Below are 22,512 nucleotides of genomic sequence, written 5' to 3' on the forward strand. Positions count from 1 at the left end.
ACTCCAGTCACTGTGGCATCGCAACAAAGCGCGCCGTCCTGCGCATTTTCAACAGTTAGAGGTAATCCGCAATTACCTTCGCAAGCTGCTAAATCTGCCTGTAGAACGGGAACTGGGCTGAGCAAAGGTATTTGCTGGAGGAACTTGATAAGGTCGACAAAGAGTGACCGCATGGCCCTCCACTGGTTCAACCCTCCGGTCCCCGTCAAGACCGAGCGTCCCGGGATCATCCGCGACGTCAACAACGCCGAGACAGCCGGCGAGGAGCTGATGAAGTGGACCAGGCGTGGCCCTTGCTGGGACCTCGCGGTGCGCATTTGCATGGCCGTGATATTCGACGAGATGGAACCTGAGGAGGCTCGTAAGGCATTCCTGGCTGCTGCAAAAGAGGAGGGGACATTACTCCCCCCAATGACAACCAGCTAACTTGAATTGCGGTAAAGGTTCTCTGACCAACACCGCCTTCGCGAAAGGAGCCCGCCGCCAGTGAGGGAGAGGCGACGGACCCCCCCACAGCGGCTGCACATCCACGAAGAATCCCGCTGCCACCTCTAAACCCGTGAGGGCCTACATCGTTCCCTTAGCTGCGGCTAAAGCGGGGTTGGTCGGCGGGCTCTTGCCGCTCTAAGTTCCCCGTTATGGGTCCTCTCTGGTTCTCTCCACCGGTCTACGTGAAGACGAAACGTCCGGGCATTCGCATGGGGCCAGCCACGTCGAGGGAGCCGCCGAGGAGCTCATGGGGTGGGACACAAACGGCCCGAAGTGGACCAAGGCGGTCCAATCCTGCGTCGACGCGTTCGAGGGCAGGGTGTCCCCGCAAGAGGTCCGTGAAGCCTTTGAGGCGGCTGCCAGGGAGGCCAACGTGTATCTCTCCCCTGAGTAGGAGGTATCATGGCGCCCATCTTGAGCAGCTCAACATGTGGACCCGGCGAGGGCCTCGCTGGCACAAGGCGGTGATCCTCTGCCTGTCAGCCTTGGAGGGCGATTCGATTGACCCGCACATAATACGAAAGGCCTTTGAGGCTGCCGCTAAGGAGGCCACGTGTATCTCTCCCCTGAGTAGGAGGTGTCGTGGCAACCCATTGGTTCTCCCCTCCGGTGTACGTCAAGACCGACCGACCTGGGGTCACCTACGGGTGCAACAACGTCGAGGGTGCCGCCGAGGAACTCATGAAGTGGGCCAAGATGGGACCTAAGTGGAGGAAGGCTGTGCAACTGTGCGCCGACAAGAGGTCCGTCAGGCTTTCGAGGCTGCTGCCAAGGAGGAGGGGGGGGTTCCGTGAGTAGCAGGCCGGTGCCCATGGCTATGTTGGGACGGCCCGCTAGGCTGTCCGAATGCTGACCAAGTCCGCGCTGCTCGAAATAGACCCGGATACGAGAGCATTCACTCTGGTCGCCGCATTTATGGGCCATTTTGCACTTCTTGAAACTGGCATCGGAGCTTGCTCTGGGCGAGGTACTTGGCGTCTATGGGGCACCTCGAGGTAAGGGGACCGGAACCGGAATGTCAGGCTTCTAAAGCCGATGGCAGAAACCGGATACGGATGTCGAAAGGCCGACCGCCTCGTGTTCGACCTCGACCCCGATGAAGGCCTCGATTTTGAGGCCGTCCGCGCCGCTGCCTTTCAGTTCCGCGCTATCCTTGAATCGCTGGGGCGGGGTCGCGCTGACCAATCCTTGCCCAATCTGTAGCGTCCGACGCGGGAAGAGGCAGTAAAGCCGGGATTTAAACGGCAACGCGGCGCTCATGGCCTTGCCTGATTGGAACCTGCGGAGATCGGCCTCGTTTGGCTGAAGCCATGGCAAAAATCAATCCGAGGACCGTCGCCAGTCTTTTGAGGGAATACGCGCAACGGGCGTCCATGCGCGGCGACAATCCCTATCGCACAAGGGCATACTTGCGCGCGGCAGACAGTCTGACGGGGCTGTCGCAGCCGCTTGATCGGATCATCGCCGCCGGCGCCCTCACCAAGATCCCGGGGATCGGTGAAGCGATCGCAGACATCGTGACCAAGCTTTACCAAACCGGCACGCACCCAAGCCTTGAGAAGCTGCGCGAGGATGTTCCAGCGGGCGTGATGGAGCTGTTTGCCATACCCGGGCTTCGTCCCGATAAGATACTGAAGCTTCATCAGGCGCTCGGCGTGAACTCGCTGGCGGAGCTCGAGGCCGCAGCAAGAGAAGACCGCATACGCCCAGTCAAAGGCCTCGGCGCCGCGCTTCAGACAAAGCTGCTGCAAAACCTGGCCATCGTGCGAAGCGGCGAAACGCAACTTCACCTGCACAAGGCCGCCGCTCTTCTCCACCATGCGGTCATATCGGTAAAGCAACAGCATCCAGAGTTTTCGCGCGTGGAAATTGCAGGTGACTTCCGACGCGGTTGCGAGCTCGTTTCCGACTTCGCCCTGGTAGCACAGGCCAGAAAGTCGACTGGAATCGAGGATACGACCCTCAGGCTTGTTGTCACGGACAGGAAGCACTTTGGCGCGAGCCTGCTCGAAGCAACCGGTTCGGCAGACCACCTTGAGCAACTGAAGACGTTCGCGGCCGACAAGGGATTCACCCTAAACGCCGACGGGCTTCATCGCGGGAGAAAGCTAATCGCGTCAGCGACAGAAGAAGAAATCTACCAAGCTCTAGACTTGCAGTTTATCGAGCCTGAATTGCGCGAAGCAGGGACGAGATTGAGCGAGCGGCAAAGCAGAAGCTACCCGCCCTCATTCGGGATGAAGATCTGCATGGCATCCTGCATTCTCACACGACCGCATCCGATGGCACCGAAACGCTTGAGGCAATGGCTGAAGCCACGCGTAGGCGCGGTTTCGAATACTATGGTGTCGCCGATCATTCGCAGTCCGCTCACTACGCAGGCGGCCTTTCGTTGCAGGAGATTGCTGAACAGCACCGCGAAGCTGACCGGCTGAACAAGGCATACAATGGAAAATTTCGCATACTGAAGGGCATCGAGGCGGACATCCTGGCGGATGGCTCGCTCGATTACCCGAATCATATTTTGGAGCAGTTCGATTTCGTCGTCGCGAGCGTGCACAGCCGCTTCAAGTTGCCCAAGAAGGAACAGACGGAGCGTATCATTGCGGCGATCGGAAATCCTCGGACGACAATCATCGGGCACATGACCGGTCGCCAGCTGTTGCGCCGCCCCGGTTATGATCTCGACGTCGACAAAGTCCTCAAAGCGTGTGCGAAACACGGGGTCGCTGTCGAAATCAACGCACATCCTTGGCGCCTCGACCTCGATTGGCGCTGGCATCAAAAGGCACTCGGTCAGGGCTGCATCTTCAGCATCAATCCGGACGCTCATTCGATCCGCGAGCTCGACCACATGCATTGGGGTGTCGAGATGGCGCGCAAGGGCGGTGTCCCTGCGAAGCGGGTCCTGAACGCGATGCGTTTGACCGCCCTCCTTGCGCATCTCGCACGGCGCAGGCAAACGTCCTAACCTGCTTGTGCGCCCAGCCTATCAGCGCAGGAGTCCGTCCTTCTCAAAATCTTCCCAGCCGCGCAAACTGGAGTGCGAGTTCTCATCGTGGCCATAGCCAGCTGAAGCTGCAGTTCCGCGACCGCTTCTTTGAGCACGTTTCATAGCGGCCTTCCCCGCGGCTCGCCGCCTATTCTCTGCAGCTGTCGCTGCGTCCTGTTCGCGTCAGACCGTAACCAGGTCGCGGTCAAGCACATCCTCCACGTGCTGCGGGTCGAACACGTGAAAGGTGATGTTCCTTGCCCGCCCGCGGAGTTTCACGGTTTTCGTCCCGGCGCTCTGCAAGCGACCACCTTTCAGCCAGCGGTGCCGTTCGGCCGTCGAGATCGTCAGAATGTCCTCGATTTTCACGGGGGATTACGGGCAGGTCTTCGATATTCTGCAGTGCTTTGGATACGATCCTGAATACCACCTGCACATCATTCTCGGCGCCCTCAGACAGGCGCAGGGTAAGCACGCGGGACTCGAGATTGAGCAATTTCCTGAACTCCGTTGGGAGGCGGGCGCGTATTTCGAGAAAAATACCCGTCGCTCTGACGGACGATCCAAGCGTTGCAGCCGGGCTTAAAGCCACTCTCCAATCAGCTTCGCTGTTGCATCGGTTTTTCGGCGCGTGGACATGCCCTTTATATAGGTTACCGATTGTCGGCAACGATGAGCCGATCGCAAAGCTAACATGAGTTCTAATCCGCCAGCGGTCTGAACCACGATGCCCTAAAGGCGCAACCACGATTATCAGCGGGGCCGCTCAACTTCGGCTAACAGGAAGCGGCAGAGTTGATCTCAAAGTGCGATATCAGGCGCGTTGCCGCCTGGCGGCTTTTTGGAGGCCACAGCCTGACCGTCCGTGATTGGGAGCCACATGGCTAAAGCGGCTGTTCCGCTATTGAGCCTCAACATCCGTTTTAGGGACCCACCCCGTCGAGTTCAATCGCGAATCCCGCATCGATCGCGCTTTGTATAATGAGATCGCCAAGTTGCCAGTCCGTGAGTTCGCACAGCGGAAGCATTCTCCTCACGATGTGGCTAACCTCCGATATCGAAATGCTAGGGCTGCCGATGTTGTCGATCAGGTAACAGATAATCGCCTGGCGAACGTCTGAGAAGGTGGGCGTCTGCGTGAGCGCAGGCATATATGGCCTACGAATGGAGCCGTGGTTCTAGACCATCGGCCGTTTTTGCATCGAAAGCGACGGGCACCCCGTGAATGATGGATGCCGCCGCCAATAGCTCCTCCAACTCGCGGTCGGTGGCCCTGCATGCGGGCATGAGTGTTCGGATGGCGCGGATTGCCTGTGCTATCGAAAGGAAGTGGGCCTTGCCTCTGGAGAGAACATAGGCTTCGGCGGCTCTTTCAACCGTGACTGTGTCAAAAGTGGTGGTCATCGAGAATTCCTCCCTGAACCCTGACCCACACGATTTACGGCACGAATTCGGTAGCTTGCAAGGGTTTGTCTGATTTAGGACACTTGGGCGGAGGCTAGGCCGAAGTGACTTTGCTCCTCCTCCCCGTAAGCACCATGCGTGAGTCGTGTCATTCCAACGCGGTCGATAATCGTGATCTCGCCGCGCTTGGCGTGAACCAGCCCCCGATATTCAAGCATTTGGAGGGCCGTGGTAACGCCGGGGCGCTGGGCACCAAGCATTGTCGCCAGGAATTCATGCGTCAGGTAGATCTTATTTCCTTCGACGCGGTCTTGGACCATCAGCAACCAGCGGGCCAACCGCTCCTCGATTTTGGAGTGGCCGTTGACCAGTGCCGTCCGGGACGACTGGATGAGGAACGCGTGGGCATAGCGAAGCAGTGACTCGCGAAGGGATTGGCTCTCCGCAATCGCAGAGCGAAGAGCTTCAACCGGGAGGATCCAGCCATTACCTGCGACTTGGATATAGGTTTCATTGGGCGACTTGTCCTGGCCGAGAATAACGGCAACTCCTGTCATGCCGTCGTGGCCGACGATGCCGACCTCGCTTTTGCGCCCTCCGGTCATCGTAGCGACCACCGACGCGATGCCCATCTCTGGAAAATACACACGCTCGATCGGCTGATAAGAGACTTCCAGCTGGTCTTTGATGTTGAGTTCGACGTGATGCAGTGACGCCCTCAAAAGCGCGAAATCCTCCGAGGAGAGGGTTTTCAATACATGGTTGCGAAGAAGGGATTGGGGCATGGCTCTCTCTCCCTGCGGGCAAGAGCACGTACCTCTTACTGTCGGCTGCGTCCGACGCGCTGGCGGCCGATGTGGGAAGCATAGGCTTCAAATGTGCGGTTGGCAAAAAGTCCGTGCCTGGCGAAAGGCTCGGCGAATGTCGGCTTGAGTCCCGTAGGTGGTGGGCGCTTCTTATGACTTATGAGGCCGGTCACGAATGTCCGGAACCGGCCTAAGCAGATCGGCAGGTTTCGAGCATCGAGTTGGCAAAAGCAGTCGTTCAGCTCACGTGATGAGTTTCGGGCGCCGTCGCCTTGCGCTTACCGACATTGTGCTTCACCCGTTCCGGCCCTCTTCTTAAGCGCAGTAACTTTGAAACAAATCCTGCCGGCAGGCGTTCCAGCATGGCGGGCGGCGTCGCCGGAGGACCCAATGCCCGACGAATACAATGACATCGTCATCCCCCAAGACCACGATGCATCGCCACTTCGGGAGGAGGAGTATTTCGTCCTCTGCCCGGCGTGCGGCCAAGCGTTCGACATCAGGTGTATGGCAGAGGCGCTTCATCACAACGAGCTAGGCCACGAGCCATACGACCTCGACTCGTAGTCGGCAGTGATCGACGACCGTCGACGAGCGTTTGGAGATGTCCCTTCACCGCCTCTATGCGAGCCGGGTCGAGACCAGCACCGAGGGTAAGCTCTCGCTCACCTGGCCGGTCGCGTTGCCGACCGATCGGCCTGACGAATCCCTGTCGCGAGGGCGGATCTTCGCCGGCACGCTATGTCTTGACGATACCTTGCGGGCTTTCAGCAACGACTTGATGCCGTTGTGGTCGTCGTCGATGCGGCCGCGGCCGACCGGAAAGCTTCGACAAGGTATGCACCGCATGCGACAGTTGTTGTTCATCCAGGGCGACGGCGCCTACTCCACCGCAACCATGTCGCCCAGTTCTGTCACGACGCTTCCGAAGCAGACCTGCTCCCGGCATCGGGTGCCGGGACCAACATGTGATCTCCATAATGCGTAAGAGCCGGAGGCCCATCGCCGGCGACAAGGCGCTCATTGCAGAGAAAGGTTTAACGATCGATCGGATGCCCGCGTTGCCTTCACGCGCAATGTTGCTGGGCGCCTCCTTCGACAGCGCGCACATGCGACACGTCCTGGCCGCGCGCGCCGCCTGTTGCCGAGAGCGACGATCGCGAATGCGCGAACGGCTGGACGGCAGGTGAAGCGGGGTCGCGATAGGCGCACATCGGACTTGCTTCACCGGTAGTCCGAAGACGCCAGCGACGCTATCTGACCGAAAGCAAACAGAAGCTAGGCGTGCCCCACTGAAAGCACAAGCAAGCGCAAGGGTTCATGGACTGATGCTCGGCTGGCGGCAACTTGCTCACCAGCCGAGTTTATCTTAGCCGGTGGTCGGGGGAGACCAGCCACGCTGGTGATTCCAACCTGAGCCGATGTGCCAATCAGCAACCTTCGTCGGTCTTTTTCACCTGGCCCGGCGCGGCAGTGTTGGCTGCCGTGTCCTGCTGACCAGGCGCAGCCTGCTGAGCGCTGCCAGTCTGCTGGCCGGGCGCGCAGTCCCTGGCCGAGTTCGGATTCGTGGTGCCGCTGGTGGTGGTCGTGTCGGTGCCCTGATCGCCGGACAGGTTGGTCCCGCTGCTCGTCGTGCCGGTGCCCTGATCCGTCGTGCTGGGCATGGTCGTCGTGGTCGAGGTGCCGCTCGTCGAGGTTCCGCTCGAAGTTCCGCTGGTCGTCTGGGCAAAGGAAAGCCCGGCCGACACCGCCAGCACGGCCGAAACCAAAAGGATGCGTTTCATCTTCTTTCTCCTGTCTGAATGCGCGGGATGCGCCTGGCCAAATCGAACAGGCAGACAGAAGGAGTGTTCCCCGATGAAGTTCAACTTTTGTAACTCTGGTCGTAGATCAGCCTTAGGATGGCGGGCGTATATTAGAAACCTCTTGAAGAAGACACTGCCCGCACCAGAATCCATGGCATGGCTCGGGGAATAGGCATTGGTGACCAGGTGGCGATTACTGCCACGGTTCGAAGGCGGATAACAGAGGACCGCGTAAGCGTCTCGATCCCAGGTTACGACTTCCCACATTCCATCATCGATCACACCAAGGTGAACCGAGGCCAGCAAATCGACCGGAAAGGCGAGGTCACGCGCATCGACGAGGACACCGTGACGATCGACCTCGGGCCGCTGGTCACGGTCGACCGTGACAAGGTCCGGCTAATGGAGAAATATCGGCCGCCAAAACGATGAAAGGCACTTGTCGTTGCCCCGGATTAGGACCGACAACATCGCGACAGGCTATGAGGGCAGGCCGCATGACGGGCCGGTAGAGAACGAGTCGAAGCATTTTGTCTACTGCCCAGTCTGCGGCCAAACGTTCGACGCGCGCGATCTTGGACAGGTGTTCCACCACGCTGAGCCACAGCACGAGCCGCTTCCGGTCGAGCAATAGTCCAGCTAGTTGAGCTCCGGCAGACCGACGTTGAGACCCTTCAGCGCGCCACCGAGATGAGAAAAGGGTGCTGCGTGCACCGCGCCTTCCCCGCGCGCCGATGTTCCACCTGGACCGCAAAAAAGTCCCGCCGCACTGCCAGAACGGCGGGACCGATCAAACGCTTTTCACCAGGCGGGGGGATGCGGGGGGTGAGCTTGCCAAGTGAGCGCGGACCGTAACCAACCCTAAGCGCAACAGCGGCAACGCGTCCACCAACCGCCGGTTGGAGCGACAGGACGATTGAGCCGCCGCCAGGTTAGGTCATCCCGGGTCGCTATCGCTCGCAACCAGCCGGTAGCGGAAATTGTTGCGGATGTGGTCGTTGAAATAGCGGCCCTTGGCGAACGCGGCCCGGAACGCGGCAAAGGTTTCCGGCGGTACCCCCTCAAACTCGTACCGCTTGCCGCTGGCGACGAACCACACCGAGAGGGTCCTTCTATCCAGATCATATTCCATCTTGCGGATCGAAGTAGATGGCATGAGCACCACAGGCCGAGGCCCGCGCCTTGCGGGGAGCGCGGGCCGATCGGGATACCGATCTGCAGCAATACCTGGAGGGGAGGATTCGCTGCGTGCACCGAACTTTCGCGGCGGTCCCGTGTTCCCAATCGAGATACACAAAAAGCTGGCTGCACCTTTCGGCATCACGCGGACGTTGGATTTCTGAGAAAGCGCGAGCGTCAATACTAACTTCTGGTGATGGAATTTTCCCGTGAGATAGGCACGCTCCACGGCGAAAGGAGTGCCCCGCCATGACCGTCCTCGCCTACAACCCTTGCCAATGACATCAAAGGATTATGGAGGGTCGTCTTCGTGCCGGACGAACTGCATCTATATGTGGAATTCAGCCAGCCAGACGCCGACACAAACCCGGCTGATTGGATGAGCGTTGATGATTTCCTTGCATGGCGGCCGAAAGGCGCACTCCACGAGCGAGCGCGCGACAGCTTGGTTTCGCTCATTTGCAAGGCGCTGACAGGGCGATGAGACACGGGAAACCCGCACCGAGATCGAGTGCGAGCGCCGCGAGTGGGCCTAGGGCCCCACAAGCCAGTGCGACCCCGCCGCCGGCAAACCGCGGCGGGCGAGTGCCTCGGGGACACGATGGTAGATTGCTAATGCGTTCGCGCGTGTGGCCTTAAGTCGCAAACTATTGGCTTCAGAAGCAGGGCGTCGGGCTTCATTGATGGTGCTACCAACACCATATGGTGACCCATAGCCCTCCAAAACGAGAGAAGCTCGTCCCGACGGGTCGCACTGCGGCCGTCAGCTGGTAATTGCTACGAACTAGGAAACCATCATGATGCCTGAAAATATCAGACTAACTTCGCGAGACGTCCCCCTCATTCAGCTAGGCCTCTATCAGTGCCGCTTCCCGGTGAGCGAAGACGCTTCTGTACCTGGCGGTTATCGTTTTTGTGCTGGGCCAACTTCGCCGGATCGCGTCTACTGCGATCACCACCACAACATTGTGACCGCCGTGGACCCTCGTCGAGCCCGTGCGGGTCTTCACCTCGCTCAACGACGCGCCGCGTAAGCCTGACTGGCGGCGGCCTCCCGGCCAGGCGCTATGCGCTCCAAGGCCTTGGCTACGACCTTTCCGTCGGCTCGGTCTGGCCCATCCCGCCTTATGCCGTCTTCGCCGATGTATCCCCCGTCGCCCGATTGAGAACGACGACTTCTCGCCGAGCCTTTCAGCTCGCTACTCGCACAAACGCGTCGGCTCCAAAGGTTTGTCTGTCAGCACATCTTCAATGTGCCCGCGCCTGAAGCCCCAACATCTTCTGCGACCAACCGCGTACCTGGCACCGCCGATCGGTTGCTGCGGCGGATTTTCGCTGTTCGCAGCTGAACAATGCCTATCAACCTTGTCATCGCACCTAGTCGCACGTAGCGGCCGTTCGAATTCTCATCGCTCGGCGCGATGTTTGGTCCGTCTGGCCACAAGAGCGGAGCAAGCTATTGACACCCACGAAGTTGCTGATTGGGCAGATCGCTGTCGTATTCGCAATTGTCATTCTTGGCGTGTGGACTGCAACCCAATGGTGCGCCCACATGCTCTCCTATCAGCCGCCACTCGGCGCGCCATGGTTTGTGACAGTCGGCTGGCCGATCTACCAGCCGTGGAAACTGTTCGAATGGTGGTTCCAATTTGACGCCTATGCGCCTGAAGTCTTCGACAAGGCTGGCATACTTGCCGGAGCCAGCGGGTTCCTGGGCTGTGCCGCCGCGATAGCTGGGTCCCTCTGGCGCGCACGGCAGCGGGGGTTGGTCACCACCTATGGGTCCTCACGATGGGCCATGAAGCTGGAAATCGAGAAGGCGGGGCTGTTTCAGCCGGCCGGCGTTTTCCTTGGCGGACTGAATTGTCGCTATCTGCGCCATGACGGACCAGAACACGTCATGGCCTTTGCGCCGACACGTTCGGGCAAGGGCGTCGGACTGGTTGTTCCAACCCTTCTTTCCTGGACCGGCTCGGCCGTCATTCACGACATCAAAGGCGAGAACTGGCAGCTGACCTCTGGCTGGAGGTCGAAGTTCTCGCACTGTCTCTTGTTCAATCCGACCGATCCGAGATCGGCGCGGTACAACCCGCTGCTGGAAGTGCGCAAAGGTCCAGATGAGGTCCGCGACGTTCAGAACATCGCCGACATTCTCGTTGATCCGGAAGGCGCGCTGGAGCGGCGGAACCATTGGGAGAAGACCAGTCATTCACTCCTAGTTGGCGCCATCTTGCACGTGCTCTACGCCGAAGAGGAAAAGACACTCGCCCGTGTCGCCACCTTCCTGTCGGACCCGCAACGCTCATTCCCTGCGACACTGCAGCGGATGATGACCACAAACCACCTCGGCACGGTGGACAAGCCCCAGGTCCATCCGGTCGTGGCCTCGGCGGCTCGTGAGGTGCTGAACAAGTCAGAGAACGAGCGCTCAGGCGTTCTCTCGACCGCCATGTCGTTTCTCGGGCTCTATCGTGATCCAACGGTGGCCGCGGCAACATCGGCCTGCGACTGGCGCATTGCCGACCTTGTGGATGCCGAGCGACCGATGTCGCTGTATCTGGTCGTGCCGCCGTCGGATATCTCGCGCACTAAGCCCCTGGTGCGATTGGTGCTCAATCAAATCGGCCGGCGGCTGACCGAGCGCCTGGAGGGCGATCCAAAGAAGAGCCGCAAGCATCAGCTCCTGATGATGCTGGATGAATTTCCGGCGCTCGGTCGGCTCGACTTCTTCGAGACTGCGCTCGCCTTCATGGCAGGCTACGGCATCCGCGCTTATCTGATAGCGCAATCGTTGAACCAAATCTCCAAGGCCTATGGCGAGAACAACGCCATTCTCGACAATTGCCATGTGCGGATTGCCTTTTCCTCAAATGACGAGCGCACGGCCAAACGCATCTCGGACGCGCTCGGTACCGCGACGGAACTCAGATCGATGCGCAACTATGCCGGCCATCGGTTGGCGCCCTGGTTGTCCCACGTCATGGTAAGCCGCCAAGAGACCGCTCGCCCCCTGCTGACGCCGGGTGAGGTGATGCAGTTGCCGCAGGCTGACGAACTAATCCTGGTTTCGGGATTGCCGCCGATTCGCGCCAAGAAGTTGCGTTATTACCAGGATCCGAATTTCACGGAGCGAGTGCTGCCTTCGCCGGTGCTGCGCGACGGTGCCTACGCGGATCGGCCCACGTCGCGCCCGGACGATTGGAGCGGACAGGTGCGCGGCGTGGATCGGCGTCTTGCTGGCGATGACGACAGTGCCGGCGCGGCAATCGAAGACGGAGGTGTCCAGCAGCAGCGCCATCCGGGCCTGCGCGAAGAACGGACCCTCGTCGTCCAGGAGCCTGATCAGGGCGATCTGTTCACGCCCGCAGACGATGACTGCGAGACGCTCGCCGACAAGCGCGTCATGGATCGGATTTCCACCGCCGCACGTGCGTACGGCCTCAACGAGGGAATGGGCGACGACAAGGACATCGTGCCCGGCTTCTGAACGGCGCGCCATACGCGGGCGCATCTCAGCGTAGATAACGGCCGTAAGCGATTTCGAGGATTTCGACGATGCTCGTTCCCGTCGCCGGTGCATCAGCGCCGGTCAGAGGGAACGAGCAGCATGAAGCCCCACCGCATTCGTCACCAGTTTTTGCTTGAACCCGAGTTGAGCGAGAAGCTGGAGAACCTCAGCCGCAATCCATCGACCACCAAATCGGCCATTGTGGCGCACGCGGTCGAGACCTTTATCGAGCGGCGTGGGGAGAATGAACTCGACCAGCGCTACGGCAAGAGGCTCGACCGTCTTTCCCGCGACCTCGGACATGTCAGGCGCGATGTCGAGATGATCCTGGAGAGCCTGGCGCTCTTCATCCGCTTTTCGATCACGCTTCATGCTCACACGCCGGTGCCGGACAGGGCCACGCAAGCAATTGCCCAGGAGCGCTTCGACAAATTCGTCGAACAGGTCGGCCGCCAAATCGCTTCCGGGAAACGGTCACTTGGCACCGACGATCGCAGGGGAGGGGAAGGATGAGTTCTCATCCGGAAGCCGACCATCGCCGCCGCGTCATGCTGCGCACCGCCATGGGTCCGGCGATCACCGAAGCCCTTGCCGATCCGACCGTCATTGAGGTGATGGTCAATCCCGACGGTGCGCTGCGGCTCGACCGGTTGGGTGAAGGCCGGGTCGACACCGGCGTGCACATGCATCCTTCTGAGGCCGAACGCATCATCCGCCTGGTCGCCTCCCACGTGCGCGCCGAGGCGCATGCGGACAATCCGATTGTCAGCGCCGAATTGCCATCGGGCGAGCGCTTCGAGGGTCTGCTGCCGCCTGTCGTGCTGGGGCCATGCTTCGCCATCCGAAAGCCTGCGGCGAAACTCTACACGTTGGCCGACTATGTCGCCGACCGGGTCATGCTGCCGCTGCAGGCCGATGCGCTGAAGAAGGCGGTCCGCGAGCGGCGCAACATCCTGGTCGCCGGCGGCACGTCGTCGGGCAAGACAACACTTGCCAATGCGCTGCTGGCACAAGCCGCCGATTGCGACGAGCGGGTGATCCTGATCGAGGACACGCGCGAACTGCAATGCGCGGCGAAGGATTGCGTTGCCTTGAGGACGAGGCGGGGGTCGGTCACGCTCGCCGATCTCGTGCGCTCGACCCTGCGGCTCAGACCCGACCGCATCATCGTGGGCGAAGTCAGGGGCGCGGAAGCCCTGGACATGCTGAAGGCATGGAACACCGGGCATCCCGGCGGCATCGCGACGGTTCACGCCAATTCGGCGCGCTCCGCTCTCTACCGTATCGAGCAGCTCGCCCAGGAAGCCGTCGTCACCGTTCCCCGCCGCCTCATCGCTGATGCGGTAGATCTGATCGTCTTCATCGCTGGGCGCGGATCCTCGCGCCGCATTGACGCGATCGCTGAGGTCACCGGTCTCGACAGCAGCGGTGATTACGCCGTCACCCCGCTCACGCTTCCGCAACTCCAGCAGTTTTGAAAGGTCACCTCATGCTCAAGAAGCTTCGCTTCCTTTCGTCCACCGCGCTCGCGTTTCTTCTCACCGTCCCGGCCCACGCAGCGGGCTCCGGCATGCCTTGGGAACAGCCGCTGCAGCAGATCCTTGAGTCGGTGCAGGGACCGGTCGCCAAAATCGTCGCGGTGATCATCATCATCACCACCGGCCTGACCCTTGCTTTCGGTGACACGGCAGGCGGTTTTCGCCGGCTGATCCAGATTGTCTTCGGCCTCTCGATCGCCTTCGCGGCATCGAGCTTCTTTCTCTCCTTCTTCTCCTTCGGCGGCGGGGCACTCGTCTGATGGCCACCGGAGAGCAGCATATCGAGGGTTTCGAAGTCCCCGTTCACAGGGCATTGACTGAGCCGATCCTGCTGGGCGGCGCGCCGCGAGCGGTGGCGATCCTCAACGGCACGGTGGCCGCGGCAATAGGCCTTGGCCTGCAGCAGTGGATCGCCGGACTGGCGCTCTGGATCGCCGGCCACACGCTCGCGGTCTTTGCCGCTCGCCGCGATCTGGACTTCGCCAGCGTGCTTGTCCGTCATCTTCGCCTGAAAGGGTGGCTTGCATGCTGAACCTTTCGGAGTATCGCGGCAAAGCCGATCGGCTTGCCGATCATCTGCCCTGGGCCGCTTTGGTCGCGCCCGGCATCGTGCTCAATAAAGACGGTAGCTTCCAGCGAACCTTCCGGTTCCGTGGCCCCGACCTTGAAAGCGCGACCGAAGCCGAATTGGTCGGCATCTGCGCACGAGCCAACAATGCGCTACGAAGGTTGGGCTCCGGATGGGGGTTGTTTTTCGAGGCCGAGCGCGTTGAAGCGCTGGGCTATCCGAGCTCGGCTTTTCCCGATGCTGCCTCATGGCTGGTCGATGAGGAACGGCGCGCGGCCTTCGAGGGCAAGGTCGCGCACTTCGAGAGTCGCTATCATCTGACCTTGGTCTTCATGCCGGCGCCAGATGGCCAGGCGCGGGCGGAAAGCGCACTGGTCGACTCGCATCACTCGGGAGGGGCTAGAGACTGGCGCCAGGAGCTGGCGTGGTTTCGCGACGAGACCGACCGCGTCCTGGATTTGCTGTCCGGCTTCATGCCGGAAGTGCGCGCCCTCGATGATGCCGAGACGCTAACCTACCTGCACGGCACAATCTCGACCTACCGCCATCCGGTCGCCATGCCGGAAACGCCAATGTATCTCGACGGTGTTCTGGTTGACGCGCCGCTTACCGGCGGCCTGGAGCCGATGCTGGGTGAGCAGCATCTGTGCAACCTCACCATCCTTGGTTTCCCGAACGTCACCCGGCCAGGGATCCTCGACGCGCTCAACCATCAGGATTTCGCCTACCGCTGGATGACGCGCTTCATCCCGCTCGACAAGACGGAAGCCACAAAGACACTGACCCGGTTGCGCCGTCAGTGGTTTGCCAAGCGCAAATCGGTCGCAGCCATCCTGCGCGAGGTCGTGACCAACGAACCCGCCCCTCTCGTCGATAGCGGCGCCGACAACAAGGCGCTCGATGCGGATGCCGCCCTTCAGGCATTGGGCGGCGATCACGTCGGCTTCGGCTATCTCACCACAACGGTGACGGTATGGGACCAGGACCGGCAGGCCGCCGCGGGAAAGCTCCGAGCGGTTGAGCGCATAGTCAATGGGCTCGGCTTCACCACGATCCGTGAAAGCATCAATGCGGTCGAGGCGTGGCTCGGCTCGTTGCCCGGTCATGTCTACGCTAACGTTCGCCAGCCGCTCGTTCACACGCTGAATCTTGCCCATGTCATGCCGCTGTCGTCGGCGTGGGCCGGTCCGGTGGATAACGAGCATCTCGCCAACGTGACTGGGACCGAATCCCCGCCGCTTCTCTTCGCAGAGACCAACGGGTCGACACCGTTTCGGCTTTCCACCCACGTTGGCGATGTCGGCCACATGCTGGTCGTTGGGCCGACCGGTGCCGGCAAGTCGGTTCTGCTTGCGCTAGTCGCTCTGCAGTTTCGACGCTATGCGGGGGCGCAGGTCTATGTTTTCGACAAGGGCAATTCGGCTCGTGCGGCAACACTGGCCATGGGCGGAGAACACCACGCGCTGGGCGCGGATGGTGCGCTTGCCTTCCAGCCACTGCGCAATATCGGCGACCAGGCTACTCGCAGCTGGGCGGCGGAATGGATCGCCGGCCTCGTTGCCCATGAGAATGTCACCGTTATGCCGGAGGTAAAGGAGGCGATCTGGTCGGCACTCATCAGCCTTGCCACTGCGCCGGTGCAGGAACGCACGCTGACCGGCCTATCGGTTCTGCTTCAGTCCAATGGGCTCAAGGCCGCGTTGATGCCCTACACGCTCGACGGTCCGTTCGGCCGGCTGCTCGATGCCGATGAAGATCGGCTGGCTTTGTCGGATGTGCAGTGTTTCGAGACCGAAGAGCTGATGCACAGCCAAGGCGCTGTGCTCCCGGTGCTCACCTATCTGTTCCATCGTCTCGAGGAGCGGTTCGACGGACGGCCGACGCTGCTGATGCTCGACGAGGCGTGGCTCTATCTCGACAACCCTCTCTTTGCCGCCCGCATCCGTGAATGGCTGAAGGTGCTGCGAAAGAAGAACGTCTCCGTCATTTTCGCCACGCAGTCACTTGCAGACATCGCTGGCTCGTCGATCGCGCCGGCGATCATCGAGAGCTGCCCACAGCGGATTTTTCTTCCCAATGACCGTGCCGTGGAACCGCAGGCGCGGGCAGCCTATGAGCGCTTCGGCCTGAACGAGCGGCAGATCGAATTGGTCGCCCGTGCCACACCGAAGCGCCAGTATTATCTGCAGTCGCGCCGCGGCAACCGCCTCTTCGAGCTCGGGCTCGGCCCGATCGCTCTTGCGCTCTGCGGGGCCTCTGATCCGGCCACGCAAGCTTTGATCGACAGCGTCCTGTCAGAGCACGGGCAGGACAGCTTTGCCTCCCGGTTCCTGAGTGCGCGCGGCCTCGATTGGGCTGCCGAGCTTCTCCAGCAATTCCCTCAACCAGACAAGGAGCAATCGTCATGATGCGGCGCCGCCTTCTCACCAGCCTGATCACCGTTTCCCTGATCGCAAAACCGATGGCCGACTACGTCCAGCCGGCCCACGCCCTAATCGTGTTCGATCCGTCGAATTATGCGCAGAACGTGCTGACAGCGGCACGTTCCCTGGAGCAGATAAACAACCAGATCCAGTCGCTTCAGAACCAGGCGACCATGCTGCAGAACATGGCGCGCAACCTTCAGCGCCTGGATTTTTCTTCCGTGGGCCAGCTCACAGGTTCGCTCCAACGGATCGACGGCCTGATGACCCAGGCCAGCGGCCTGAGCTTCGATCTCGACAAGCTTCAGAACCAGTGGCGTGTGCAATATCCGGAAAGCTACGACGCCACAATCGAGGTCAGCGATGTGGCGAGCGCCGCGCGCGAGCGCTGGCAAAACGCCATGCAGGCGTTCCGCCAAACCATGAGCGCGCAGTCGCAGATCGTGGAGAACGTGCGGGCCGACGGCGACCTGCTTACCGATCTCGTCAACCGCAGTCAGGGCGCGGCAGGTGCCCTTGAGGCAAGCCAGGCCACCAATCAGCTGATCGCGCTTTCGACCAAGCAGCAGATCCAGATCCAGACGCTGCTCGCGACCCAGTTCCGGGCTGAAGCCGAAGATGCTGCCCGCAGGGCGCAGTCCGAGGAAGCTGCCCGCGAGACGACGAAGCGTTTCCTGGGCACCGGTACGGCCTATCCCGGCAACTGATCAGCAGTCTTCAAGACAACGAGGAAGACGGCGACATGAATGACCTCGGCGTCATCGATCGCTTTATGCAGACCTTCATCCGCTATATCGACAGCGGGTTCGGTCTGCTTTCGGGCGACGTCGCCTTTCTCACTACCATCCTGATCGGCATTGACATCACGCTGGCGGGCCTGGTCTGGGCGTTCGGCGGCGAACCCAATATTCTCGGTCGGCTCGTCCGAAAGGTGCTCTATGTCGGCGCCTTCGCATTCATCCTGAACAATTTCAGAAGCCTTGCCGACATTATCTACCGCTCCTTTGCGGGGCTCGGCATCAACGCTTCGTCCGGCAATTTATCCGCCGACAGTCTCCTGCGGCCAGGCCGCATTGCCGCGGCCGGCTTCGAGGGCGCCTGGCCGCTGCTCAATCAAGCGAGCCAGCTAGTCGGCTTCCCCGAGATTTTTGGCAACGCGCTGACCATCTTCGTGCTGCTTCTCGCCTGGTTCCTGGTCCTCATCGCCTTCTTCATCCTTTCCATCCAGCTTTTCATCACCATCCTGGAGTTCAAACTCACCACATTGGCCGGCTTTGTTCTGGTGCCCTTCGCGCTCTGGAACCGCTCGGCGTTTCTGGCCGAGCGCGTGCTCGGCAATGTGATCTCGTCGGGCATTAAGGTGATGGTGCTTGCCGTCATCGTCGGCATCGGCTCCACGCTCTTCGGCGAGTTAGCTTCCGCCCTGCAAGGCAAGGAGCCGGACTTGGCCGCGGCCATGTCACAGGTACTGGGCGCGTTGGCGCTGCTTGGGCTCGGCATTTTCGGACCGGGAATTGCCTCGGGTCTTGTTTCCGGCGCGCCGCAGCTTGGCGCGGGAGCCGCACTCGGAACCACCGCGGCGGCCGCCGGATCAACGCTCGTTGCCGGAGGTGCGGCGCTTGCCGGCGCGCGCATGGCAACCGGCGGCGGTCTCGCCGCCGTTCGAGCCGGCACGGCCATGGGATCGGCTGCTTCCACAGCTTGGCAGATGGGGCGTGCAACATCGCCCGAGTCCGGCCTCTCCGGCGTAGCTGCTGGACTGCAGGGCGTTGCCGGCGCAGCTGGCGGCGCCGCGATTCGGGGAATGCGATCTGCAACAGAACCATTCCGGCGCAGCGCCGATGCCGGCCGCGATGCCGCCTGGACCGCGACGGGCGGCACGCCGACCGCATCAATGACCGGAAACCCTGCCGCGTCAGGTGCCAATGCCGCGCCGGCGTGGGCGAGGCGCTTGCGTTCCGAACAGACCGCGCGCGCCCATCGCCACGCCGCCACGCAGGCCGTCCGCGATGGCGATCGGGGTGGAAGCGGCGCCAACCCCTCTCTCAACGATAAGGAAGACTAGATGCTCTTCAAGCGACCTGTTCAGCGTTACGGGAAGACGCCCCACCCCGTCACACCATACCAGAAGGCCGCCCAACTTTGGGACGAGCGCATCGGCACTGCGCGCGTGCAGGCAAGGAACTGGCGCCTGATGGCCTTTGGCTGCCTCGCTCTGGCCACCGGGCTCTCTGGTGGACTCTTGTGGCAGTCGATGCAGGGCCGCGTCGTGCCCTATGTCGTCGAGGTTGATCGTTTCGGCGAGGCGCGCGCCGTCGCTCCAGCAATCCGGGACTACGAGCCCACCGATGCCCAGATCGCCTGGCATCTCGGCCGCTTCATCCAGAATGTCCGCTCTGTTTCCACCGATGCGGTGCTGGTGCGGCAGAATTGGCTCTCGGCCTACGACTTTGCCACCGACCGCGGAGCCCTCTTTCTCAACGAGTACGCTAAGGCCAACGACCCGTTCGGCAAGATCGGCACGCGCAGCGTCTCGGTGCAGGTGACGAGCGTGGTTCGAGCGTCCGACAGCTCCTTTCAAGTCAAATGGACCGAGCAGGTCTTTGAGCGCGGCAGCCTCGCCAGCACAACGCGTTGGACCGGGATTCTCACCATTGTGATCCGGCCGCCGAACAATACCGATCAGCTGCGCAAAAACCCGCTCGGCGTCTTCATCAACGCAATCGACTGGTCGCGCGAGCTCGACAGTGCCGCGCAAACTTCCGTTCCCCCAAAGGAGCCCGCCAATGATAAATAGACTCTCGTCTCTCCGCACTGCGCTGATCCTGTCGGCGTCGGCTGCGGTCATTTCCGCCTGTGCCTCGAAGCCGGTGCCGCCGCCGCAGATTTCCTATGACCATGCTGACTTCAAGCCGGCCGCGATTGAGAAGGCGCCGGGGAAGCCCGTCAAAGTCGTGGAAGTGCCGAAACCGCTGCCGCTGCCCGGCCAGTTGCAGCCCGAGCCGGGCAAGGCTGCTGAAGACAAGCGCTCGCCTGAAGAACGTGTCGCCGATGCCAACAAGGCGGCGACGCAGCAACCCACCAAATATGGCTATGTGAATGCGGTGCAGGTTTACCCCTTTGCCGAAGGCGCGCTCTACCAGCTCTATGCCGCACCGGAGCGCGTCAGCGATATCGCTCTGCAGTCAGGCGAGAAACTCCAATCCGTGTCGGCCGGCGATACAGTGCGCTGGGTAATTGGCGACACCGTCAGTGGCTCCGGCGATGACCAGCGCACCCATGTGCTGGTGAAGCCCTTCGCGCCAGGACTTGCCACCAATCTGGTGATCACCACGGACCGGCGAAGCTATCACCTGCAGCTTCAAAGCACGGATAAGACCGCCATGGCAGCCATCTCCTGGACTTACAGCGAGGACCAGATCATCGCGCTACGCCGGCGCAATGCGCAGGCCGACGCCGCTATGGCAGTGGCGTCGAATGTGGTTCTCGAAAATATTCGCTTCCGCTATTCGATTACGGGCGACATGCCGCCCTGGAGGCCGACGCGCGCCTTCGATGATGGCAGCAAAGTCTATATCGAGTTTCCGCGCCGCATCGATCAGGGCGAGGCTCCGCCGCTCTTCATCGTCGGTGCTGACGGGGACAACCAGCTCGTCAACTACCGCATACGGGGCAACTATTACATCGTCGATCGCCTCTTCGCCGCAGCCGAACTGCGCCTCGGCGCCAAGCAGCAGCAGGTGGTGCGCATCACGAGGACCGACGGCAGGCAAGCGCCGAGGCGGATATTGCTCTTTTCGCGTTCCAGCAGGTGAGGGACGGCCCATGACGGATACTTCCCGCTCCGATGCTTCACCGAAAATCGATCCAGAACAGCTGCAGCTGCGGGCCTCGCCTCGCCGCGCTGTGCGCTTCAAGCGCGGCATTATTGTCGCCATTGCTGCTGTTGGTTCCGGGACCGTTCTAGGCGTCACCATGATGGCGCTGCAGGGACCGGCGCTGCGCATCAAAGAGCAGGCTGAAGAGCTTTACAACACTGAGCGGAAGCCAACCGCGGAGGCAATTGAAAGGCTGCCTAAGGACTATTCCGGGATCAAGCCCAAGCCTCCGGTGCTTGGACCACCGCTGCCCGGCGACCTCGGCCGCCCCATCCTTGAGCACCAACGCCAGCTGGGCATCGCGCCGGGCCAGGAGGTTTCGGCGGAGGAGCAGCGCCTTGCACAGCAGGCGATCGAGGCGCGCGAATCGCAAGTCTTCTTCCGGATCGAAAATCGACCCCGGCTAACGGATGCCGCCGGCAACGGGCAGGGCGGGCGTCCACCCTTTGAGGCAACGGCTCCACAATCGGACGCCGCACGCGATTCAGCTTCCGTAGCACCGGCCGAGGGCGACCAAAACAATCAACAGCGAAAGCTCGATTTTGTCAGCCAGCGGAACACAAGTGGAATCTACAATCTGCATGCACTGCAGACGCCGGCTTCGCCGTATCAGCTGATGGCCGGCAGCGTCATCGCAGCGAGCCTGATCACTGGCATCAATTCCGACTTGCCCGGCCTCGTCGTCGCACAGGTCACCGAGAATGTGCAGGACACAGTCACCGGCAGCACCTTGCTCATTCCGCAAGGCTCTCGCCTGATTGGCACCTATGACAGCGTTGTTGCCTTTGGACAAAGGCGCGCGCTGCTGGTCTGGCAACGGATACTGCTGCCCGACGGCTCTTCGATCGAAATCGACAATCTGCCGGCGACGGACACCGCCGGCTATGCCGGGCTTGAGGACAAGGTGGATTTCCACACCTGGCAGCTGATGAAAGGCGTTGCGCTGGCCACGTTGCTGGGGGTCGGCACGGAGCTGAGCCTCGGGCAAGACGAAAGCGACCTGGTCAAAGCAATCCGCGAATCCGCTCAGCAGAACGTCAGTCAAGCTGGCCAGCGCATCACCGAGAAGAACCTCAATATTCAGCCCACGATCACCGTCCGCCCTGGTTGGCCACTGCGCGTCATCGTGCACAAGGATCTTGTGCTACGGCCGTACCCGAATTGACTGGAGTCATCATGACCAATCTGAAACTCGGCAAACTTCCGGATCGGACACCTTCGAAGATCACCATAAGCGTAAGTGCAGACCTGAACCAAGCACTGCAGGACTATGCGGCGCTTTATCGTCAGACCTATGGCGAGTCCGAATCGGTAGCGGAACTGATCCCGTTCATGCTGGCGGAGTTCCTGGAGAGCGATCGAGCGTTTGCCAAGGCCAGAAAGGAAGGGCTCCCTGTCGTCGACAAGTCAGAGAAATCGCGGCGGCAGCCAATTTCAGGGTCCGAATAAGTCACAGCGACCAGTGAGTCCGAGGTGGCACCTTTCTAGGCGGGCGAATGCATTGAAGCAACTTGCCGGCGGCAAGCCGAAACATAGGGCACAATAGTCGAGCTGATCTGCCCCGAACCAATGCCGGCTCTGCGCCTCATGCCGGACATCCAATCGCTCACGGCCGCGCACGAAGAGCGGACATTCAATTCGCCGGCACCCCGCCGCTCGAATTCGGTACCCATTTAACTATAGGATTGCCGGCGATCCATCAGTCGGACTTCGCAGCATTGTCCCGGCAGCCGCCCGACGTTCGCCTGTGTCGTGCCCCCTGCAAATTCGAACAAAATCAGAACAACGACTTTGACAAATCTTAGAATCGGCAGATGATACCCGATCAACTTACCAGTGATTCACGTTTAGTTTGGATGCTGTGGCCCCAGAAACGGATTGACGGCCGTTTAGGCTTTACCACCTTCACTATTCAACAATTG

At 61.1% G+C, this 22,512-nt stretch carries 23 protein-coding genes and 2 pseudogenes; 19 read left to right on the forward strand and 6 right to left on the reverse strand.

The annotated features are described in order from the left end of the window. Window positions 1–171: 171 nt before the first annotated feature. The 5 genes and pseudogenes from NKJ35_RS28910 to NKJ35_RS28930 all read left to right on the forward strand — a co-directional run bounded on the left by NKJ35_RS28910 (window position 172) and on the right by NKJ35_RS28930 (window position 3,460). Window positions 172–426 (forward strand): DUF982 domain-containing protein, encoded by a 255-nt coding sequence (locus tag NKJ35_RS28910; protein ID WP_352495872.1) that lies wholly within the window; start codon window positions 172–174, stop codon window positions 424–426. A 310-nt stretch (window positions 427–736) separates the two neighbouring features. Beyond that, a complete protein-coding gene (locus NKJ35_RS28915; RefSeq protein ID WP_352648373.1) occupies window positions 737–883 on the forward strand; it encodes a DUF982 domain-containing protein in 147 nt (48 codons plus the stop codon). 641 nt (window positions 884–1,524) lie between these two features. Then, entirely contained in the window at window positions 1,525–1,692 is a 168-nt protein-coding gene (ligD, locus tag NKJ35_RS28920) for a non-homologous end-joining DNA ligase LigD (protein WP_352648371.1), read from the forward strand. 170 nt (window positions 1,693–1,862) lie between these two features. Next, window positions 1,863–2,612 (forward strand): annotated as a pseudogene (locus NKJ35_RS28925) (helix-hairpin-helix domain-containing protein); the annotation flags it as partial. A gap of 182 nt (window positions 2,613–2,794) precedes the next feature. Continuing rightward, on the forward strand, window positions 2,795–3,460 hold the full coding sequence (locus NKJ35_RS28930; protein WP_352650969.1) for a PHP domain-containing protein: 666 nt from the start codon (window positions 2,795–2,797) through the stop codon (window positions 3,458–3,460). A 21-nt stretch (window positions 3,461–3,481) separates the two neighbouring features. Here the strand turns inward: NKJ35_RS28930 and NKJ35_RS28935 are convergent. The 3 genes and pseudogenes from NKJ35_RS28935 to NKJ35_RS28945 all read right to left on the reverse strand — a co-directional run bounded on the left by NKJ35_RS28935 (window position 3,482) and on the right by NKJ35_RS28945 (window position 5,670). Continuing rightward, window positions 3,482–4,073, reverse strand: a pseudogene (locus NKJ35_RS28935) (hypothetical protein). A gap of 566 nt (window positions 4,074–4,639) precedes the next feature. After that, a complete protein-coding gene (locus tag NKJ35_RS28940; protein ID WP_352648366.1) occupies window positions 4,640–4,885 on the reverse strand; it encodes a hypothetical protein in 246 nt (81 codons plus the stop codon). A gap of 74 nt (window positions 4,886–4,959) precedes the next feature. Beyond that, window positions 4,960–5,670, reverse strand: a complete 711-nt coding sequence (locus NKJ35_RS28945) for a Crp/Fnr family transcriptional regulator (RefSeq protein ID WP_352648365.1) — start codon at window positions 5,668–5,670, stop codon at window positions 4,960–4,962. Window positions 5,671–6,081: 411 nt separating this feature from the next. On the opposite strand from NKJ35_RS28945, the gene NKJ35_RS28950 reads away from it, so the two are divergent. Then, on the forward strand, window positions 6,082–6,258 hold the full coding sequence (locus NKJ35_RS28950) for a hypothetical protein (RefSeq protein WP_352495879.1): 177 nt from the start codon (window positions 6,082–6,084) through the stop codon (window positions 6,256–6,258). 54 nt (window positions 6,259–6,312) lie between these two features. Here the strand turns inward: NKJ35_RS28950 and NKJ35_RS28955 are convergent, their stop codons facing one another. Further along, a complete protein-coding gene (locus tag NKJ35_RS28955; RefSeq protein WP_352648362.1) occupies window positions 6,313–6,558 on the reverse strand; it encodes a hypothetical protein in 246 nt (81 codons plus the stop codon). A gap of 563 nt (window positions 6,559–7,121) precedes the next feature. Next, window positions 7,122–7,475: a hypothetical protein gene (locus NKJ35_RS28960; RefSeq protein ID WP_352650971.1), complete on the reverse strand. Its 354-nt coding sequence runs from the start codon at window positions 7,473–7,475 to the stop codon at window positions 7,122–7,124. A 177-nt stretch (window positions 7,476–7,652) separates the two neighbouring features. Here NKJ35_RS28960 and NKJ35_RS28965 point away from each other — a divergent pair, with 177 nt between their 5' ends. Then, complete coding sequence (locus NKJ35_RS28965; RefSeq protein ID WP_352650973.1) at window positions 7,653–7,928, forward strand: hypothetical protein; 276 nt, start codon at window positions 7,653–7,655, stop codon at window positions 7,926–7,928. A gap of 505 nt (window positions 7,929–8,433) precedes the next feature. Here NKJ35_RS28965 and NKJ35_RS28970 read toward each other — a convergent pair. Beyond that, window positions 8,434–8,856: a KTSC domain-containing protein gene (locus NKJ35_RS28970; RefSeq protein WP_352650975.1), complete on the reverse strand. Its 423-nt coding sequence runs from the start codon at window positions 8,854–8,856 to the stop codon at window positions 8,434–8,436. Between the two features lie 1,278 nt (window positions 8,857–10,134). On the opposite strand from NKJ35_RS28970, the gene NKJ35_RS28980 reads away from it, so the two are divergent. The 12 genes from NKJ35_RS28980 (at window position 10,135) to NKJ35_RS29035 (ending at window position 22,039) form a co-directional block, all read left to right on the forward strand. Continuing rightward, the gene (locus NKJ35_RS28980) at window positions 10,135–12,162 is read left to right on the forward strand and encodes a conjugal transfer protein TraG (protein ID WP_352650976.1); all 2,028 of its coding nucleotides are present in this window, start codon (window positions 10,135–10,137) and stop codon (window positions 12,160–12,162) included. Between the two features lie 120 nt (window positions 12,163–12,282). Beyond that, on the forward strand, window positions 12,283–12,696 hold the full coding sequence (locus NKJ35_RS28985; RefSeq protein WP_352541492.1) for a CopG family transcriptional regulator: 414 nt from the start codon (window positions 12,283–12,285) through the stop codon (window positions 12,694–12,696). Beyond that, entirely contained in the window at window positions 12,693–13,661 is a 969-nt protein-coding gene (gene trbB / locus NKJ35_RS28990; RefSeq protein ID WP_352467841.1) for a P-type conjugative transfer ATPase TrbB, read from the forward strand. Before NKJ35_RS28985 ends, trbB begins: the two co-directional genes overlap by 4 nt. A gap of 11 nt (window positions 13,662–13,672) precedes the next feature. Beyond that, window positions 13,673–13,981: a TrbC/VirB2 family type IV secretion system protein gene (locus tag NKJ35_RS28995; protein ID WP_023680310.1), complete on the forward strand. Its 309-nt coding sequence runs from the start codon at window positions 13,673–13,675 to the stop codon at window positions 13,979–13,981. After that, window positions 13,981–14,253 (forward strand): VirB3 family type IV secretion system protein, encoded by a 273-nt coding sequence (locus tag NKJ35_RS29000; protein ID WP_352650979.1) that lies wholly within the window; start codon window positions 13,981–13,983, stop codon window positions 14,251–14,253. The genes NKJ35_RS28995 and NKJ35_RS29000 overlap by 1 nt, the downstream gene beginning before the upstream one ends. Continuing rightward, window positions 14,247–16,697, forward strand: a complete 2,451-nt coding sequence (gene trbE, locus NKJ35_RS29005) for a conjugal transfer protein TrbE (RefSeq protein WP_352650981.1) — start codon at window positions 14,247–14,249, stop codon at window positions 16,695–16,697. Before NKJ35_RS29000 ends, trbE begins: the two co-directional genes overlap by 7 nt. Further along, the gene (gene trbJ, locus NKJ35_RS29010) at window positions 16,694–17,419 is read left to right on the forward strand and encodes a P-type conjugative transfer protein TrbJ (protein WP_352650984.1); all 726 of its coding nucleotides are present in this window, start codon (window positions 16,694–16,696) and stop codon (window positions 17,417–17,419) included. Before trbE ends, trbJ begins: the two co-directional genes overlap by 4 nt. 35 nt (window positions 17,420–17,454) lie before the next feature. After that, window positions 17,455–18,777 (forward strand): P-type conjugative transfer protein TrbL, encoded by a 1,323-nt coding sequence (gene trbL, locus NKJ35_RS29015; RefSeq protein WP_352650986.1) that lies wholly within the window; start codon window positions 17,455–17,457, stop codon window positions 18,775–18,777. After that, window positions 18,778–19,509, forward strand: coding sequence for a conjugal transfer protein TrbF (trbF, locus tag NKJ35_RS29020; RefSeq protein WP_031212913.1), 732 nt, complete (start codon window positions 18,778–18,780; stop codon window positions 19,507–19,509). Continuing rightward, window positions 19,499–20,527 (forward strand): P-type conjugative transfer protein TrbG, encoded by a 1,029-nt coding sequence (gene trbG / locus NKJ35_RS29025; RefSeq protein ID WP_352650988.1) that lies wholly within the window; start codon window positions 19,499–19,501, stop codon window positions 20,525–20,527. Before trbF ends, trbG begins: the two co-directional genes overlap by 11 nt. Before the next feature lie 10 nt (window positions 20,528–20,537). Further along, a complete protein-coding gene (locus tag NKJ35_RS29030; RefSeq protein ID WP_352650990.1) occupies window positions 20,538–21,755 on the forward strand; it encodes a TraB/TrbI/VirB10 family type IV secretion system protein in 1,218 nt (405 codons plus the stop codon). Between the two features lie 11 nt (window positions 21,756–21,766). Further along, window positions 21,767–22,039 carry a DUF2274 domain-containing protein gene (locus NKJ35_RS29035; protein WP_352449738.1) on the forward strand — a complete coding sequence of 91 codons (273 nt, stop codon included), beginning with the start codon at window positions 21,767–21,769 and terminating at the stop codon, window positions 22,037–22,039. Window positions 22,040–22,512 lie beyond the last annotated feature (473 nt).

The sequence above is a fragment of the Mesorhizobium sp. M0136 genome, assembly GCF_040322515.1.
Classification (GTDB): Bacteria; Pseudomonadota; Alphaproteobacteria; order Rhizobiales; family Rhizobiaceae; genus Mesorhizobium.

Excerpts from the sequence above, each read along its gene's own strand:
- NKJ35_RS28965 (WP_352650973.1), top strand. The coding sequence starts at position 7,653 with ATGGCTCGGGGAATAGGCATTGGTGACCAGGTGGCGATTACTGCCACG.
- NKJ35_RS28915 (WP_352648373.1), top strand. The coding sequence starts at position 737 with ATGGGGTGGGACACAAACGGCCCGAAGTGGACCAAGGCGGTCCAATCC.
- NKJ35_RS28985 (WP_352541492.1), top strand. The coding sequence starts at position 12,283 with ATGAAGCCCCACCGCATTCGTCACCAGTTTTTGCTTGAACCCGAGTTG.
- NKJ35_RS28910 (WP_352495872.1), top strand. The coding sequence starts at position 172 with ATGGCCCTCCACTGGTTCAACCCTCCGGTCCCCGTCAAGACCGAGCGT.
- trbG (WP_352650988.1), top strand. The coding sequence starts at position 19,499 with ATGATAAATAGACTCTCGTCTCTCCGCACTGCGCTGATCCTGTCGGCG.
- ligD (WP_352648371.1), top strand. The coding sequence starts at position 1,525 with ATGGCAGAAACCGGATACGGATGTCGAAAGGCCGACCGCCTCGTGTTC.
- trbE (WP_352650981.1), top strand. The coding sequence starts at position 14,247 with ATGCTGAACCTTTCGGAGTATCGCGGCAAAGCCGATCGGCTTGCCGAT.
- NKJ35_RS28995 (WP_023680310.1), top strand. The coding sequence starts at position 13,673 with ATGCTCAAGAAGCTTCGCTTCCTTTCGTCCACCGCGCTCGCGTTTCTT.
- NKJ35_RS28930 (WP_352650969.1), top strand. The coding sequence starts at position 2,795 with ATGGCTGAAGCCACGCGTAGGCGCGGTTTCGAATACTATGGTGTCGCC.
- trbB (WP_352467841.1), top strand. The coding sequence starts at position 12,693 with ATGAGTTCTCATCCGGAAGCCGACCATCGCCGCCGCGTCATGCTGCGC.
- trbJ (WP_352650984.1), top strand. The coding sequence starts at position 16,694 with ATGATGCGGCGCCGCCTTCTCACCAGCCTGATCACCGTTTCCCTGATC.
- NKJ35_RS28950 (WP_352495879.1), top strand. The coding sequence starts at position 6,082 with ATGCCCGACGAATACAATGACATCGTCATCCCCCAAGACCACGATGCA.
- NKJ35_RS28945 (WP_352648365.1), bottom strand. The coding sequence starts at position 5,670 with ATGCCCCAATCCCTTCTTCGCAACCATGTATTGAAAACCCTCTCCTCG.
- trbL (WP_352650986.1), top strand. The coding sequence starts at position 17,455 with ATGAATGACCTCGGCGTCATCGATCGCTTTATGCAGACCTTCATCCGC.
- trbF (WP_031212913.1), top strand. The coding sequence starts at position 18,778 with ATGCTCTTCAAGCGACCTGTTCAGCGTTACGGGAAGACGCCCCACCCC.
- NKJ35_RS29030 (WP_352650990.1), top strand. The coding sequence starts at position 20,538 with ATGACGGATACTTCCCGCTCCGATGCTTCACCGAAAATCGATCCAGAA.
- NKJ35_RS29035 (WP_352449738.1), top strand. The coding sequence starts at position 21,767 with ATGACCAATCTGAAACTCGGCAAACTTCCGGATCGGACACCTTCGAAG.
- NKJ35_RS29000 (WP_352650979.1), top strand. The coding sequence starts at position 13,981 with ATGGCCACCGGAGAGCAGCATATCGAGGGTTTCGAAGTCCCCGTTCAC.
- NKJ35_RS28940 (WP_352648366.1), bottom strand. The coding sequence starts at position 4,885 with ATGACCACCACTTTTGACACAGTCACGGTTGAAAGAGCCGCCGAAGCC.
- NKJ35_RS28960 (WP_352650971.1), bottom strand. The coding sequence starts at position 7,475 with ATGAAACGCATCCTTTTGGTTTCGGCCGTGCTGGCGGTGTCGGCCGGG.
- NKJ35_RS28955 (WP_352648362.1), bottom strand. The coding sequence starts at position 6,558 with ATGAACAACAACTGTCGCATGCGGTGCATACCTTGTCGAAGCTTTCCG.